The organism is Arthrobacter sp. (assembly GCF_031988865.1).
Taxonomy (GTDB): domain Bacteria; phylum Actinomycetota; class Actinomycetes; order Actinomycetales; family Micrococcaceae; genus Arthrobacter_B.
In genome coordinates this window covers 1-14779 of the sequence record NZ_DALZXY010000086.1, presented here as the reverse complement: position 1 = coordinate 14779, position 14779 = coordinate 1, and the positions used below count along the sequence as shown (strand labels likewise).

Here is a 14779-nt window from a genome sequence, read left to right as displayed (position 1 = left end):
GTGTCAATGAACGCTTTGCACTTCCAGGCTTCTCTTGCCCGGGGTTTGGCCGCAACCGGCAACGATGAGGAACAATTGGGCGGGTGAGCCTCACCATCGCCCCGCAGCCTGCGTCCCAGCAACCAGGATCCGTTCCAACCGCTCCATCCCGCGCGGATGCCGCTGACTGGATCCACACCCAGATCGCCAGTGAACTAGGGGTCCTTCCGTGGCAGGTGCGGGCCGCCGTCGAACTCCTGGACAGTGGTTCCACCGTTCCGTTCATTGCCCGGTACCGCAAGGAGGTAACCGGCACCCTGGACGATGCGCAGCTGCGTGAACTGGATGAGCGGCTGCGGTACCTGCGGGAGCTCGCGGACCGCCGCCGGGCCATCCTGGAAGCCATCGAGGCGCAGGGCAAGCTGACAGCAGAACTGCGGGCCGCGGTCGAGGCCGCGGATACCAAGTCCCGGCTCGAGGACATCTACCTGCCCTACAAGACCAAGCGCCGCACCAAGGCACAGATCGCCCGGGAAGCCGGGCTGGAACCCCTGGCCGAAGCGCTGTTGGCGAACCCGGCCCTGGATCCGGAGACCGAAGCAGCCCGGTACCTGGGCGAGGCGGTTCCCGACGCCGCCGAAGCGCTCGCCGGCGCCCGTGCCATCCTGGTCGAACGTGCCGGGCAGGATGCGGATCTGCTGACCGATGCCCGCGAGAAGCTGTGGAAGCAGGGGCGGTTCCGTTCCTCCGTCCGCGCCGGCAAAGAAGCCGAGGGACAGAAGTACGCGGACTACTTTGACTATTCCCAGGCCCCTTCGGGGATGCCCTCGCACCGGGTGCTGGCCCTGCTGCGCGCGGAAAAGGAAGGCATCCTGGAACTCGGGCTGGCGGAAGCAGATCCGGCGGACGCCGAGGTGTTCGCTGCCGCCCGGCAACGCTTCGAGAACTCAGTGGCCGCCCGCCTGGGCGTGGCTGCCAGGGGCCGTGCGGCGGACGCGTGGCTGCAGCAGACCGTGCAGCTGGCCTGGCGCCGGATCCTGGCCAAGCTCTCCGTCGATCTGCGCGTGCGGTTGTTCCAGGACGCCGAGATGGAAGCCGTCAGGGTTTTCGCCGCCAATCTCCGGGACGTCCTGCTGGCCGCGCCGGCCGGCAACCAGGCAACCCTCGGGCTGGACCCGGGCCTGCGCACCGGTGTTAAGGTAGCGGTGGTCGACGGCACCGGACAGGCCGTGGCCACGGACACCGTCTTCCCGCACGCTCCGGCACGCAAATGGGACGACGCCCTGGTGAAGCTGGCAGACCTGGTGAAGAAACACGGGGTCGGGTTGGTGGCGGTGGGAAATGGCACCGCCTCCCGGGAACCCGACAAGCTGGCCGGGGAACTGATGCGGCTGGTGCCGGAAACGAAACTGCAGAAACTGGTGGTCTCCGAGGCCGGGGCATCCGTCTACTCGGCGTCAGCCTTGGCGTCCGCTGAGTTGCCGGGCATGGATGTCTCCCTGCGCGGCGCCGTCTCGATTGCCCGGCGGCTGCAGGATCCACTGGCCGAACTGGTGAAAATCGATCCGAAGTCCATCGGCGTGGGCCAGTACCAGCACGACGTCACGGCGGCGAAGCTGGACCGTTCCCTGGACGCCGTGGTTGAGGACTGTGTCAACGCCGTCGGAGTGGATGTCAACACTGCTTCACCTGCGCTGCTGAGCCGGGTCGCCGGCGTCGGGCCGCTGCTCAGCGAGAACATCGTTGCCTACCGAAATGCCAACGGCCCCTTTGCCAGGCGCGCGGACCTGATGAAGGTTCCGCGGCTGGGAGCCAAGGCCTTCGAACAGTGCGCGGGCTTCCTACGGATCGTTGGTGGAACAGAACCGCTGGACGCTTCCAGCGTGCACCCGGAGTCCTATCGGATCGCCCGGCGGATGCTGACCGCGGCGAAAGTGGAAATGAGTCCTGCCGGTGCGGACCTGACCGGATTGGACCCGGCGGGCTTCGTGGATGAGAGCACCGGGTTGCCAACGGTAATGGACATCATGGCCGAACTGCGCAAACCCGGGCGCGACCCCCGACCGGCGTTCAAAACGGCGACCTTCTCCGAAGGCATCGAAAAAGTTGCCGACCTGCGTCCGGGCATGGTGCTCGACGGCGTGGTCACCAACGTGGCGGCGTTCGGGGCCTTCGTGGACATTGGCGTGCACCAGGACGGACTGGTGCACATTTCCGCCATGTCCTCTTCCTTTGTCTCCGACCCGCATGACGTGGTGAAGTCCGGCCAGGTGGTCAGGGTCAAGGTGATGGAGGCGGACCCGGAGCGGAACCGCATTTCGCTTAGCCTGCGGCTTGACGACGATGCGCCGTCCGGCACCGGATCCGGTTCCGGAAGCGGGAATGGTGCGCGTGAGCGCGGACGTGCCACGCCTGCGGGCCGGAACGAGAAGTCCACCCGGAGCCAGCGAGCCTCCGGGAACCCGCAGGGAGCCGGCCAGCCCACCCGGAATAGCCAGCCGAACCGGAATAGCCAGCCCACCCGGAGCCAGCGAGCCTCCGGGAACCCGCAGGGAGGTAAGCCTGCGCCAGGCAAGGCCGGTGCTTCCGGGCGCAGGGGACCGGCTGCCCCCGCGCTGGACGGAGCCATGGCCGAAGCGCTGCGCCGGGCGGGCCTGGCCTAGCGGCGAACGGAGCTCACTCCATGCAGGCGTTAGCGTGCAGCCAGCTGGCTGAGCAGGCTTTCGTCCAGGCGCTCCAGCAGTTCCCGCGGACCGGCGTAGACCTGCTTGGCTCCCGCCTCCCGAAGCTCCGCTTCACTGGTTCCGCCGCAGGTGAGCCCGATGGTGGGAATGCCCAGTTTCCCTGCGGATTCGATGTCCCAGACGGAGTCGCCCACGAAAACAGTGCCTTCGGCGTCAAGTCCGGCTGCGTCCAGTGCAGCCTCCAGGATGTCCGGCGCGGGTTTACTTTCGTCGGCGTCGGAGGAACAGGTGGCGCTGGAGATGGCGTCGTCAGCATTAATTACCTGGCGAAGCGCCTGCAAATCCGGTTCGGAGGCAGAGGACGCCAGAACGACGGCGAGCCCCCGGCCGGCCGTGGCGCGCAGCAGGTCTGCGGCACCGTCGAAGGCCCGCAGGGAGGGCCAGTAGGTGGAGAAGACGGCGCCATGGGAGGCCTCGAGTTCAGCTTCCTCCTCTGGCGCCGGATCGCTGCCGAGTACATGGCCGATGAGTTTGTCTCCGCCCATGCCGATGGCCCGGTGGATGTGGGCCATCGGGACGTCGTAGCCCAGCCGCCGGAACGCCTGCCACCAGGCCACGGTGTGGAGGTAGTTCGAGTCCACCAGGGTGCCGTCCACATCGAACAGGACACCGCGCTGGTGTGAATGCTCAGTCATCAAGTCCCCTCTGAGTTGTCGCTGCCGTTGAGGCCGGATCAGTCGATTCTAGTGGGGTCGGCCGCGCGGGGCAGAGTCCAGGACCCGGGGCAGGGTGCACTTCTGGCCAGGGCCCGGGGCCCTGGCCAGGAGATGTTAGGCGTTTGCGGCAGCGGTCACGGCGGGCCACCAGGAATCGGCCGTCCACAGGTTCAAGGCCTCCTCGAGCGCCTGGCCCAGGGTGAAGACGGTTGAGTCGTCGTACGTGCGGCCGACCAGCTGGACGCCGGTCGGCACGCCGTTGGGAGCCAGGCCGGAGGGCAGTGCCAGCACCGGAACCCGGCCGATGACGTTGAACGGCAAGGTCAACGCGGATTCGATCCAGGAGACCTGGGCACCGCCCACATCTACGAGGGCAGTCGGGTCGGCGAAGTCGGCGGCCATCCCCTGGGTGGCAACGGTCGGGCAGAGCATCGCGTCGTAGGTCTCAAGGAGCTTTCCCAGCGGTTCGTAGATGGCGGCCTCGGCTATGAGGCCCTCGGCGAAGGAACCGGCCTCGGCTGCGCGGTTGGCGAAGTCCAGGGTGTAGGGCATCAGCAGATCGCGTTCGGCGCCTGCAATTTCGGTGATGAACGGCCCCATGATGCCGCCGAAATGTGCCCAGGCGGCCTCGAGGATCTGCTTGCGGGTCCAGGGCAGCGTGATCTCATCAACGATGACGCCCGCGCTGCGCAGGGCCTCTGCAGCGGCGCGTGTGTTGGCTTCGATGACCGGGTCCACGATGTAATCGCCAAGGTTGATGCACAGGGCGACTCGCATCCCCACGGCCGCTGCGGCGTTCGGGGCGGGGAGCTGGTAGGCGGGACGTACCGAGGCCTGGTCAGTGGGGTGGGGGCCGGCGATTACGTTCTGCAGCATGGCTACGTCGGCAACGCTGCGGCCCATCGGGCCGTCGGCGCAGTAGGTGTCCTGGTTGAACGGCGCCATGCCGGGAACGCGGCCGAACGGCGGCTTGAACCCGACGATGCCGGAGAAGGAGGACGGAATGCGGATGGAGCCGCCGATGTCGGAACCGGTGGCTAGGATGCTCTCTCCAGCGGCCAGCGCGGCGCCGGACCCGCCAGAGGAGCCGCCCGGGGTCAGATCAGTGTTCCAGGGGTTGCGGGTGACGCCCCACAGCTTGCTGTGCGTGTACCCGGCGCAGCAGAATTCCGGGGTGGTGGTGCGGCCATGGACCACGGCACCGGCGGCGAAAATGCGGTCGACGATCGGGTGGCTGATTTCGGCAATGTTGCCCTTCTCTGTCAGTGAGCCTTCCTCGGCCAACCGCCCGGCGATGGGCTGTTCTTCCTTGAGCAGCAGCGGGATGCCCTCCAGGGCGCCCAGCTGCTGGCCGCCTGCTGAATAGCGTTCCTGTGAGGCACGGGCCGCGCCATAGGCTTCGTCCAGCATTTCCTCGGTCAACGCATTGATGTCCGGCTCCACCACGGCTGTGCGGGCGACCACGGCGTCAAGCAGTTCGACGGGGGAGAGTTCCCTGCGCTCGAACAGCTCGCGGGCCTTGGTAGCGGTGAGGTGGTGTAGTTCCATGGGGGAGCGCTCCAATCAGGACGGGTTCCGCTGCTTTGTCTCCGTTGAGTTGGGCAGCGGGGTGGGCCGGGGGTTCCGCGATCGGGTCCACGAACCCGCCGTAGACGAAACGATCGAGGATGGAAGTTGCGGATAACCACATTTCTGAATCAGTTGTGAAAGTTCGCTATAACAACCAATATGAACAGAAATCAGTAAATATTCAAGGGATTTCGAAGAAATCGAGATATGAGACCACGTAATTGGAGAGTTATCTAATCGGGCCGGGCGGGCCGAGGAATGCGGCCAGCTCGGCCTCGAGCACGCTGGTGTTGCGCAGTTCGCACTCCCAGACCACCAGCGCATCCCACCCGGCTGCATCCATGGCCAGCAGCGCCGCCGTGTCCCGGGCCACGGTCCGGGCCCGCTTGGCGGCCCAGGTTGGCCGCCGGGGACTGCACGAATGAGGGAAGTCCTAGCCATGGCATCGGAGGCAGGCTTATGTTGGCTGTGGCGATGCCGGCGAGAGGACAGCGGTTCAATGGCCCACATCAGGATTATGGCGACCGGCGGGACCATCGCGTCCCGTTCCGGCAAGGACGGGGCAACGTCAGCAGAGCGGGCGGAAGAACTTGCCGCCGGGCTCTCCGGACGGCACGGTTATTCGGTGCAGGATCTCACTAACGTCAACAGCTTTTTGCTGCGGCTGACTGACGTGCGGTTGATCGCGGAAGCCGTGCGTGACGCCGTCGCGGACGAAGGCGTAGACGGGGTGGTCATCACGCACGGCACGGACACGATGGAGGAGACAGCATTCCTGCTGGATCTGGTCCATGAGTCGCCCAAGCCCGTTGTCTTAACCGGCGCGCAGCGTACAGCGGACAGCCCAATGGCTGACGGCCCGGTCAACCTGGAAGAAGCCGTTGCCGCGGCGGCGTCGAGCCGGCTTCGCGGAACCGGCGTCCTGATTTCCTTTGCGGGGCAGGTTCTGGCGGCCCGGGGAACGCGCAAGCTGCACACCATAGCGGCCAGCCCCTTTGGCGGAGGCGTCCCGGTGGCGCACTTCACCGCCGGAGTCCTCCACATCACCGCAGTCCCGCTTCGTCCTGCCGCCCTGCCCCTGCCAGGGGAGGACTTCGACAATGCCCGGGTGGAGATCATCTACTGCGGGTTGGGCACAACACCGGACCTGTTGACGCACGCTGTCCGCTCCGGTGCCAACGCGGTTGTGCTGGCCGGCACGGGGATCGGGAACGCAGGCGAGGGCTTCGCCGAAGCGGTCCAGGACGCCGTGCGGGGCGGCTGTCCCGTCATTCTCTGCACCCGTGTTCCGTCCGGACCGGTGATCCCCACCTATGGAGCCGGCGGCGGCGTGGACCTAGTCCGTGCAGGTGCCATTCCCGGTGGAGATCTGGGCCCGTCGCAGGCACGGATGCTGGCAGCACTGTTGACCTCGCTGCCGGCAACACAGGATGAGATCCTGCAGGCTCTCACCTCCGGAACGGGCCGAACCAACGGGTAGAAACGGGGCAAATGGTCTCGATCAGGTATCTTCGCGGACAGTTCCCAATCAGGGGGTCCCAAAACTCATCAGTCGCCTTACTATTAATGGCACTGAAGGTACCCCTTACAAGGAGGTAAGAGATGTCGGGCTACTTTAAGCTGGTTGACGCCCACGACGGCGCATTCCGGATCAAGCTCATTTCAGGTGACGGCGCGCTCATGGCTGTTTCAGCCATGTTCCCGACCAAGGCGGCAGCCGTGGCGGGGATTGAGCAGTTACGCGAAATTGCGGGCACCGGCCCCGTGGTGGATCACAGCAAGGACGCCGACGTGATAGCTGACGCCAGCCGAAACCCCGGCAGGGCAAAGGCCTCCTAGGCCCCGCCACCCCGGCAACAACATAGTTGCGAGCCTTGCGTTCCCGGCCAGGGTGCCGGGAACGCAAGGCTTTCGCTATGCCTGATCCTCTTCGCCTTCGGCCGCGTTCTGGGAATGCTCCCGGCCAGCGTCAGGCTGGGTAGTCTGTTCACCCTCTGCGGGGCTTTCGTTGTGGGTACGGTCTTCGTCGTTTGGAGTGGTGCTCATGAGTGCCTCCAGTGGGGTTTGCCCATGCGTAGGTCGCAGCCGGCCGGTGCCGGCTCGTTGGCGGAACGGCCCATGTTGTCCCAGTTTAGGAAGCGCCGGGCCCGGGCGACAGGGGCCCGGGAGAGGAGCAGCATCTCCCGGACGGGTCTAGGCAGAATCAGCAGATGGCCGGTAGCGTGACCGGGATGCAGCCAACAGACGCAGATGTCATTGTGGTGGGGGCCGGGCTTGCGGGCCTGGTGGCGACCGCTGAACTTGTGGACGCCGGGCGCTCCGTTGTCCTGGTCGAGCAGGAAGGCGAGCAAAGCCTCGGGGGACAGGCCTGGTGGTCCTTTGGTGGCCTGTTTCTTGTGAATTCGCCCGAACAGCGCCGCCTCCGGGTCAAGGATTCGGTGGAGCTGGCCTGGCAGGACTGGCTCGGGACAGCTGGTTTCGACCGGGAGGAAGATTACTGGCCACGCAGGTGGGCAGAGGCTTACGTGCATTTCGCTGCCGGTGAGAAGCGCGCGTGGCTGCATCAGTTGGGGCACCGGATTTTCCCGGTGGTCGGATGGGCTGAACGCGGCGGCTATGGTGCCACCGGTCCGGGGAATTCAGTGCCGCGGTTCCACATCACCTGGGGCACCGGACCTGGAATTACCGCCCCGTTTGAAGCGAAGCTGCGCGAGGGCATTGACCGGGGACTGGTACGCCTGGCCTGCAACCACCGCATGGAGGGCCTGATCAGCGTTGGTGGGGAAGTCACCGGAGTGCGCGGCAGCGTGCTGGGCAGTACGACGACGCCGCGTGGCCAGACGGCAGCGCGCGGCACGGTGGGGGAGTTCGAGTTTTCGGCCGGCGCCGTCGTAGTGACCACCGGAGGTATTGGCGGTGACCATGAGTTGGTCCGCGCCGCCTGGCCGGAACGGATGGGCCTGCCGCCGGGACGGATGCTCAGCGGCGTGCCCGAACATGTGGACGGACGCGGGATCAAAGTGGTGCAGGCGGCGGGCGGGCGCGTTATCAACCCGGACCGGATGTGGCACTACGTTGAGGGCATCCGAAACTGGGACCCGGTCTGGCCGAACCACGGCATCCGGATCCTGCCGGGGCCTTCATCCATGTGGTTGGACGCAGCCGGCAACCGGCTGCCCGGTCCGCTGTTCCCGGGTTTCGATACGCTCGGGACGTTGGAGCACCTCCGGGGCACCGGGCATGACTACAGCTGGTTTGTGCTGAATAAGGCGATCATCCGGAAGGAATTCGCGCTCTCCGGGTCCGAGCAGAATCCGGATCTGACGGGTAAGTCGGTCCGGGACGTGCTCGGCCGGGCGAGCGCCGGAGTGCCCGGACCCGTGCAGAAGTTCCTGGACCACGGCGAGGATTTCCTCACGGCGGCCAGTGTGCCCGAACTGGTCGCGGCGATGAACGCACTGGCCAAAGCATCCACGGACGGCAATGCGCCGGTGCTGTCCGCCGATGCAGTGCTTGAACAGCTCCAGGCCCGCGACCGGGAGATCGCAAACCGGTTCAGTAAGGATGCCCAGGTCACCGCCATCCGCGGGGCCCGGTCCTATCTGGGTGACCGGCTGATCCGCACCGCTGCGCCCCGGCCGATCCTCGATCCGAAGGACGGCCCGCTGATCGCCGTCCGGCTGTCCGTCCTGACCCGCAAAACCCTCGGCGGCCTGGAAACCGACCTGGACTCACGGGTCCTGGACAGCAGCGGAGCGCCGGTTCCAGGGCTTTTCGCGGCCGGGGAGGCTGCCGGCTTCGGCGGCGGAGGGATGCACGGATACCGCTCCCTGGAGGGCACCTTCCTGGGCGGGTGCCTGTTCAGCGGACGTGCCGCGGGGCGGGCCGCAGCGCGCTGACTTTAAAGGCCCAGGGCCGGTGCCGCTGCTGCGGTACCGGCCCTGGGCCTTGGTGCGGGAGTTATTCCTGGGCTAGGCGCCCGGGTTGAACTTCCTGTACTGGCGGTGGGCCTTCGCGGCGTTGAAGTATTCGGTGGATGGCTTCATCCACAGCAGCACAACGGCGAGGACCGGGAGCAGGACGCCCAGGCCGGTGCTCACGGCCATCAGGCCGCCGGCGGTCAGGCCGGTGAGGTTGATCAGGCCCAGGGCGGCGAAGACGGTCGCCACAATTCGTGCCCAGTTGTGGCCCTTGCGGATGAACAGGGCTACGAGGAGCGCGATGGCAAGGCTCATCACGGCGAAGAAAATGGTCGTCATCGTCGCGAAGGCGATGACCATGTCAGCTTCGTCGGGCGCCATTCCCGTAAGCCCGACGGAATCCTGATAGGCACTGGAGTTCATCCAGGCAATACTCAACGGGATGCTGAGGACGCTGAGGGCAGCTGCCGCGATCAGCAGCCAGAAGCCCAGGTCCACCTGCTTCGGGCGGACCGGAACCGGTGGCGCTGCTGCCGGTGCCTGGTTACTCGCATAGGCGTTGTAGCTGTAGTTATTGGCCGGAGGCACTTGCTCGGACATGGTTCCCCTCAGAGTGTCTGCGATGCGGTGCGAGCCGGCGGCTGCAGGAGCCGCCGACGCATGATGAGAGCCAGCCTAGTCAACTTCCGCAACTTAAACCTCCCCTGTAAGGCGGATATTTACCTGCTTTTCGAGGGGTTCTACGCCCTTTTCCGCGGCTCACCTGCTCCGTGGGGACTACGCCCGGGAACCGCGGCTCATCTTCAGTGTGGGGGACTAAAGGGCGGGCGACCATTCAGTTGAGTTCAGCGGAAGCTACGACCGGGAACGTGGGAGTGGTGGAGCCGCCGGCTGGTTCCACTGTCAGGGCTACTGCTCCGGCCCCGTCCAGATCCCCTTCCAACCAGATCCGGACTTCTCCGCCCGAAAAGTGCACGTCCGGGATCGGGGTGCCATCCTCGAGCAGCCACAACTGGTATTCCTGGCCCTCACCGGGTGCGGGCAGATCACCGGCAATGAACAGGGCGGCGTCCTGCTCCTGCGAGTGCACCAGGGCGGCAGGCTGGCCATTGACGTCGATGGGCCGAACGGCGACGTCGGCGGCGGACAACAATTGGTTCTCCCGGCTTTGTTCCTGCCCGGCGAGTTGCTGCTGCTCCCGTTGTTCCGACTGCACACCCAGGCTCCATCCGGTGAGGGCGATCGCCGGCGCCAGAACTGCGGCCGCGGCGATGGAAAGCAACCGACGCCGCCGGCGTCGTCGGCGGTCCTCCAGCGAGACGACGACGGCGGTATCCACCTGGTGGTCCGCCGGTCCTGACCCGGAGGGTGTTCCTCCGTCGGACGCCGGTCCTCCGTCGGACAGGCGGCCCTGGCGGGTGCCGTGAATGGCGGAGAGCACTGATGCGCGCAAAGCCGGCGGTGGTTCCTGGGCCACTCCGGCAGCCAGCTGCCCAACAACGTCCTCGTAGCCGGCGATCTCCGCCTGGCACTGAGGACAACCAGCCAGATGCTGCTCAAACTCGGCCCGCTCTGCCGGTTCCAGTGCGTCTAAGGCGTACAAGGGTGCCAGATCGTGCAGCACGGTTGCGGGGTGCTTCTGGTGATTGTTCACAGCTGTCCCCCCAAGGCTGCCTTGAGGTTTTTCAACCCGTCGCGAATCCGGGCTTTTGCCGTGCCCACCGGAATTTCAAGGTGCAGCGCAACCTCCTGGTAGGTGCATCCCTTGTAATAGGCCAAGGCTACGGCTTCACGCTGGAGCGGAGTGAGCGTGCTCAGGCCGGCACGAACCTCTTGGACGTCCATGGTCTGCTCTACCTCCTGCCAGGTGTGGTCGGACGGCGATGCCGTCCGTCGATTTTCATACGTCTGTTCCCGGTCCCGTTCACGCACCACCTGACGAACCCGGTCCACGGCCCGCCGGTGGGCCATGGTGCATAACCATCCCAGCACGGTTCCGCGCGATGGGGTGAAGCGCGCCGCTTGTTCCCAGGCCATCAGATAGACCTCCTGGACCACTTCGGCGGCGAGCTCCGGTGACCGCGTGACCCGCACTGCCAAGCCGTAGACCTTGGATGACGTGGCATCGTAGAGCGCCGCAAAAGCGGCTTCGTCGCCGTGTTCGCTGCGGCGGACCAACTCCGCGAGGTCATTCCCCAGCGTATCGGCGGGTGCACCGTGCGGGTCCCCCTGCCCTGTTCCCGAGTCAGTCATGCGCTCCCACTGCTCATCCCTTCGGCGACGGAACCCCGTCCAGGACTTTGACCGAGGGGCTTTGCATGTGAACTCTGCCATATTTCCCCGTCTCCCTCATACTTCCTATTCGCTGCCGGCCGCGCTGAGGATGGGAGGAATTCCCGGAAATCTTTTTTCGGCTATGCACCCATCCGCATGCTGCCCGGCTCCGAACTGTGGTTGTACACACACCGATGTGCACACTCGCCATAACGAAGGAATCCGATCATGAATACGAAGATGCGACTGCTCGCCGTTCCGACCCTGGCCTTGGGCGCCTTGGCGCTCTCTGCGGCGCCGGGGATGGCCCACGGGCCGGACTCCTGGTCCGGACAGGCCACCTTGAACACCATGAACAACTCGGGCACCAGCGGCCAGGCCATGGTTGAGGTCCACGGCACCGAAGCGAAGGTCACCGTGAACGTCTCCGGCGCAGCCGAGACCTTTATGGATGGGCCTTTCCCGCACGCCCAGCACATCCACATCGCTGCACAGGGCGTCTGCCCGGGGCCGGATGCGGACACCGATGGCGACGGGGTCGTCAACACCACCGAAGGCCACCCCTTCTACGGGCATATTGGCACCTCCCTCACCACCGAGGGCGACACCAGTGCGGATTCCGGCCTGGCAGTGGAGCGGTTCCCGGGTGGATCTGCCTACTCCTATGAGCGGACGTTCGAGCTCAATGCCGAGACAGCCGCATCACTCGAAAGTGGAAAAGCAGTGATTGTGGTCCATGGTGTGGATCCCACGCTGATGCCTGAGGCTGCGGCGGCGAAGATGTCTGACCTGGATCCGTCGCTGCCCGCGGCCGCTACCTTGCCGGCAGCCTGCGGGACCGTGACCACGTCGCAGATGGGTGCGATGCCCAACGGCGGGGCTGACACAGGAGCAGAGGTCGGAACCGGCAGCAGCGCTGCCACCGGCATGACCATTGCCGCTGCAGGTGTGGGTGTTGGCGGACTGGCCCTGACCGGCCTGATGGTGGCTCGCCGCAGGGCCCGCGGCTGAAGCGCCGTTCGCTGCTTTCGGCTGATCTGAGGCCCAGATTCCCATGACAGCATCCCAACACGGCCGCCGCGCAGGTCTTGTCACCTGCGCGGCGGCCCTCCTGCTCCTGCTCGGTGGGTGCGCCGGCTCCGGCGACGATGCCGGCAGCTCCCCACCTCCCGCAGCAGTTTCGAGTCCGGCTGCCCCTCCGGCCGCTACGACCGCTGCCCCACAGGAGAACGCCGCCGCGCCGGTCTCCGCCCCGGTGTCACTGGCAATCCCTGCCACCGGAACCAACAGTGAGCTGCTGCACCTTGGGCTCCGGGAGGACGGTTCCCTTGAAGTCCCGCCCGACGGACCAGGGGCTCCGGCCAGCTGGTACTCCGGCTCGCCGGCTCCGGGGCAGCTGGGGCCGGCCGTCCTGCTCGGCCATGTCAACGCGACAGACGGCGGCCCGGGTGTCTTCGCGGACCTGAGGTCGCTGAAGCCGGGTGACCTGATCGAGGTTGCCCGGGAAGACGGATCCACGGGGAGGTTCGTTGTCGACCGCGGGGAACAATACGGGAAGGATGCCTTTCCCACACTGGAGGTTTATGGGAACACCCAGGCCGCGGAGCTGCGGCTCATCACCTGTGACGGTTACGACCCCGCGACAGGTAACTTCGACGACAACTACGTTGTCTATGCGACGCTGAAGGGCTAGTTCCGGTCCAGCCGGTGCCGCAGCCCCAACCGGACCGAGGACCATTCGCCCTCCAGGATCGAGAACACGACGACGTCGCGGCGGGAACCGTCAACCCACAGCTCGTTGCTGCGCAGCACCCCGTCCTGCTTGGCGCCCAGCCGGGCAATGGCCGCCCGTGAGGCGTGGTTATGCCAATGCGTGCGGAACTCGACGGCGATGCACTCCAGGTCCTCGAACGCGCGGGTGAGCAGCAGGTATTTGGCTTCGGCGTTGACGGCGGTGCGCTGGGCGCTCTCCGCCAGCCAGGTGGAGCCGATTTCCACCCGCCGGTGTTCGGCCTTGATGTTCATGTAGGTGGTCATGCCGCACACCATTCCGGTATCCAGCCGGCGGATCACCCAGGGTGCCATGCTGCCGGCCGCCTGCAGGGCCAGGCGGGAATCCACTTCGGCTGCCATTGCCGCCGGGGTGGGGATTCGGGTGTACCAGAGCTTCCAGAGTTCCCCGTCCTCCACGGCATCGATGAGTTCCGGCACATGTTCACGGCTCAGTGGTTCCAGGCGGACAGTGCTGCCCTCCAATGGAACGGGCGTGGCGAAATCTTGGTGGGAAGCGGTCATAGGCCAATCCTAGGGCGGGAATAACCAGGCACCCCGCAGGGTTCCCCAAGTAGATGCAATAACATCTACAGGTTGAATCTAGGAAAGGGGCCGTCATGGCCGAACGCAGGATCGTAGCTCTCTCCGCCGGACTGGGCACGCCTTCCTCTAGCCGCATGCTGGCTGACCAGCTGGGTGCGGCCGCCCAGGAACGGCTGCGGGAGCTGGGGCACGAGTCCTCCGTGACCACTTACGAGTTGCGGGAATACGCCGTCGACATCGCCAACGCCATGGTCTCCGGTTACGCGCCGCCGAACCTGGAGGCGCTCATCAATGAGGTGATCGACGCCGACGCGCTGATCGCGGTTACCCCCGTGTTCACTGCCTCGATGAGCGGCCTGTTCAAGTCCTTCTTCGACGTGATCGACAAGGATGCACTGGATGGCAAGCCCGTAATGGTGGGTGCCACCGGAGGCAGCGCCCGGCATTCCATGGTCCTGGACTTCGCCCTGCGTCCGATGTTCAGCTACCTGCGTGCCCGCATCGCTCCGACGGCCGTGTACGCGGCTCCGGATGACTGGGGTGCGGGAACCGACGGTACGGGGAGCCTGGACAGCCGCGTCCGGCGCGCCGGCGTCGAACTCGTGGCCCTGCTCGGTGATGCTCCGGCACCTGCGCCCCGGCAGGATCCGAAGGAATCCCTCCCGTTCGAACAGCTGCTGGCCCAGATACAGGGGCGCCCGGCGTAGGCGAACTGGCCCCGGAGAGGGTTCCGCTAGGCGCCGGAGCGTTCCACCAGCGCAAGCACGCGCGCCGGGCTGGCCGTCCCGCCGACGATTTTCGGCGGCGATACGACGATCAGGGCAGTCCGCCGCCGACCACGCTCAGCCCATCCGCGGCGAGCCGCTGATCCCCGCTCAGCCCACGGTGCGCGCCACGGCCTCGACAACGCCCGGCACCTCGGAGCGCACGGCCGCGGCCGTGGGCTCGTCCGCGATCGTGGCGGCGGCATCCTGGGCCTCGCAGCGGGCGCGGTACGCCCTCACCTCGGCGTCGCGGCGAGCCTGGTCCCAGCCCAGCGCTTCGGCGGCCAGATCGGCAATTTCTTCGACGGCGTCCAGACCGTGGTTCGGGGCCTCCCAAGTGAGGCGGGTGCGCACGTCGAACAGGTCTTCCAGATGCAGGGCGCCCTCATGGGTGCAGCCATGAGCGATCTCCGCACGCAAATAGGCCGGGGCACCCTGCAGCGGGACGGCCAGCTCGGGCCGCTCGTCCACGAGTCCGGTGATCTCGGTGATGGCCGAGCCGTAGCGGTCCAGCATCCGGATCACCTGCTGTTCGGTCCAGCCGTACTTCGCTCCCA

General features: G+C 66.3%; 16 protein-coding genes. 7 read left to right on the top strand and 9 right to left on the bottom strand.

All coding sequences use genetic code 11. The features are described 5' to 3' along the window. Positions 1-83: 83 nt before the first annotated feature. Complete coding sequence (locus RTN46_RS13830; RefSeq protein ID WP_396157786.1) at positions 84-2642, top strand: Tex family protein; 2559 nt, start codon at positions 84-86, stop codon at positions 2640-2642. A gap of 29 nt (positions 2643-2671) precedes the next feature. Here RTN46_RS13830 and RTN46_RS13825 read toward each other — a convergent pair whose 3' ends face one another. The 3 genes from RTN46_RS13825 to RTN46_RS13815 all read right to left on the bottom strand — a co-directional run bounded on the left by RTN46_RS13825 (position 2672) and on the right by RTN46_RS13815 (position 5321). Continuing rightward, positions 2672-3358, bottom strand: coding sequence for an HAD family hydrolase (locus RTN46_RS13825; protein WP_312182227.1), 687 nt, complete (start codon positions 3356-3358; stop codon positions 2672-2674). Positions 3359-3493: 135 nt separating this feature from the next. Then, entirely contained in the window at positions 3494-4927 is a 1434-nt protein-coding gene (locus RTN46_RS13820; protein ID WP_312182225.1) for an amidase, read from the bottom strand. A gap of 250 nt (positions 4928-5177) precedes the next feature. Next, on the bottom strand, positions 5178-5321 hold the full coding sequence (locus RTN46_RS13815) for a hypothetical protein (protein ID WP_312182224.1): 144 nt from the start codon (positions 5319-5321) through the stop codon (positions 5178-5180). A 126-nt stretch (positions 5322-5447) separates the two neighbouring features. Here RTN46_RS13815 and RTN46_RS13810 point away from each other — a divergent pair, with 126 nt between their 5' ends. Both RTN46_RS13810 and RTN46_RS13805 read left to right on the top strand, forming a co-directional pair. Then, positions 5448-6428, top strand: a complete 981-nt coding sequence (locus RTN46_RS13810; RefSeq protein ID WP_312182222.1) for an asparaginase — start codon at positions 5448-5450, stop codon at positions 6426-6428. A 122-nt stretch (positions 6429-6550) separates the two neighbouring features. Further along, positions 6551-6787: a YegP family protein gene (locus RTN46_RS13805; RefSeq protein WP_312182220.1), complete on the top strand. Its 237-nt coding sequence runs from the start codon at positions 6551-6553 to the stop codon at positions 6785-6787. A gap of 75 nt (positions 6788-6862) precedes the next feature. Here the strand turns inward: RTN46_RS13805 and RTN46_RS13800 are convergent, their stop codons facing one another. Further along, positions 6863-6994 (bottom strand): hypothetical protein, encoded by a 132-nt coding sequence (locus tag RTN46_RS13800; RefSeq protein ID WP_312182218.1) that lies wholly within the window; start codon positions 6992-6994, stop codon positions 6863-6865. A gap of 164 nt (positions 6995-7158) precedes the next feature. Here RTN46_RS13800 and RTN46_RS13795 point away from each other — a divergent pair, with 164 nt between their 5' ends. Continuing rightward, positions 7159-8847: an FAD-binding dehydrogenase gene (locus RTN46_RS13795; protein WP_312182216.1), complete on the top strand. Its 1689-nt coding sequence runs from the start codon at positions 7159-7161 to the stop codon at positions 8845-8847. Positions 8848-8919: 72 nt separating this feature from the next. Here the strand turns inward: RTN46_RS13795 and RTN46_RS13790 are convergent, their stop codons facing one another. From RTN46_RS13790 to RTN46_RS13780, 3 genes are all read right to left on the bottom strand, one after another. Further along, positions 8920-9468, bottom strand: a complete 549-nt coding sequence (locus RTN46_RS13790; RefSeq protein ID WP_312182214.1) for a hypothetical protein — start codon at positions 9466-9468, stop codon at positions 8920-8922. Positions 9469-9703: 235 nt separating this feature from the next. After that, on the bottom strand, positions 9704-10522 hold the full coding sequence (locus RTN46_RS13785) for an anti-sigma factor (protein WP_312182212.1): 819 nt from the start codon (positions 10520-10522) through the stop codon (positions 9704-9706). Continuing rightward, positions 10519-11121, bottom strand: a complete 603-nt coding sequence (locus RTN46_RS13780; protein ID WP_312182210.1) for a sigma-70 family RNA polymerase sigma factor — start codon at positions 11119-11121, stop codon at positions 10519-10521. Before RTN46_RS13780 ends, RTN46_RS13785 begins: the two co-directional genes overlap by 4 nt. Before the next feature lie 249 nt (positions 11122-11370). Here RTN46_RS13780 and RTN46_RS13775 point away from each other — a divergent pair, with 249 nt between their 5' ends. Further along, the gene (locus tag RTN46_RS13775; RefSeq protein ID WP_312182208.1) at positions 11371-12153 is read left to right on the top strand and encodes a hypothetical protein; all 783 of its coding nucleotides are present in this window, start codon (positions 11371-11373) and stop codon (positions 12151-12153) included. A 43-nt stretch (positions 12154-12196) separates the two neighbouring features. Then, the gene (locus RTN46_RS13770) at positions 12197-12835 is read left to right on the top strand and encodes a class F sortase (RefSeq protein WP_312182206.1); all 639 of its coding nucleotides are present in this window, start codon (positions 12197-12199) and stop codon (positions 12833-12835) included. Here RTN46_RS13770 and RTN46_RS13765 read toward each other — a convergent pair. Next, complete coding sequence (locus RTN46_RS13765; protein WP_312182204.1) at positions 12832-13437, bottom strand: GNAT family protein; 606 nt, start codon at positions 13435-13437, stop codon at positions 12832-12834. The two genes, RTN46_RS13770 and RTN46_RS13765, sit on opposite strands and share 4 nt — an antisense overlap. Before the next feature lie 95 nt (positions 13438-13532). Between RTN46_RS13765 and RTN46_RS13760 the strand changes: the two genes are divergently transcribed. Continuing rightward, a complete protein-coding gene (locus RTN46_RS13760) occupies positions 13533-14165 on the top strand; it encodes an FMN reductase (protein WP_312182202.1) in 633 nt (210 codons plus the stop codon). Between the two features lie 168 nt (positions 14166-14333). On the opposite strand, the gene RTN46_RS13755 is transcribed toward RTN46_RS13760, so the two are convergent. After that, positions 14334-14779: glycerol-3-phosphate dehydrogenase C-terminal domain-containing protein (locus RTN46_RS13755; RefSeq protein WP_312182200.1), on the bottom strand; the 446-nt coding region annotated here is incomplete at its 5' end.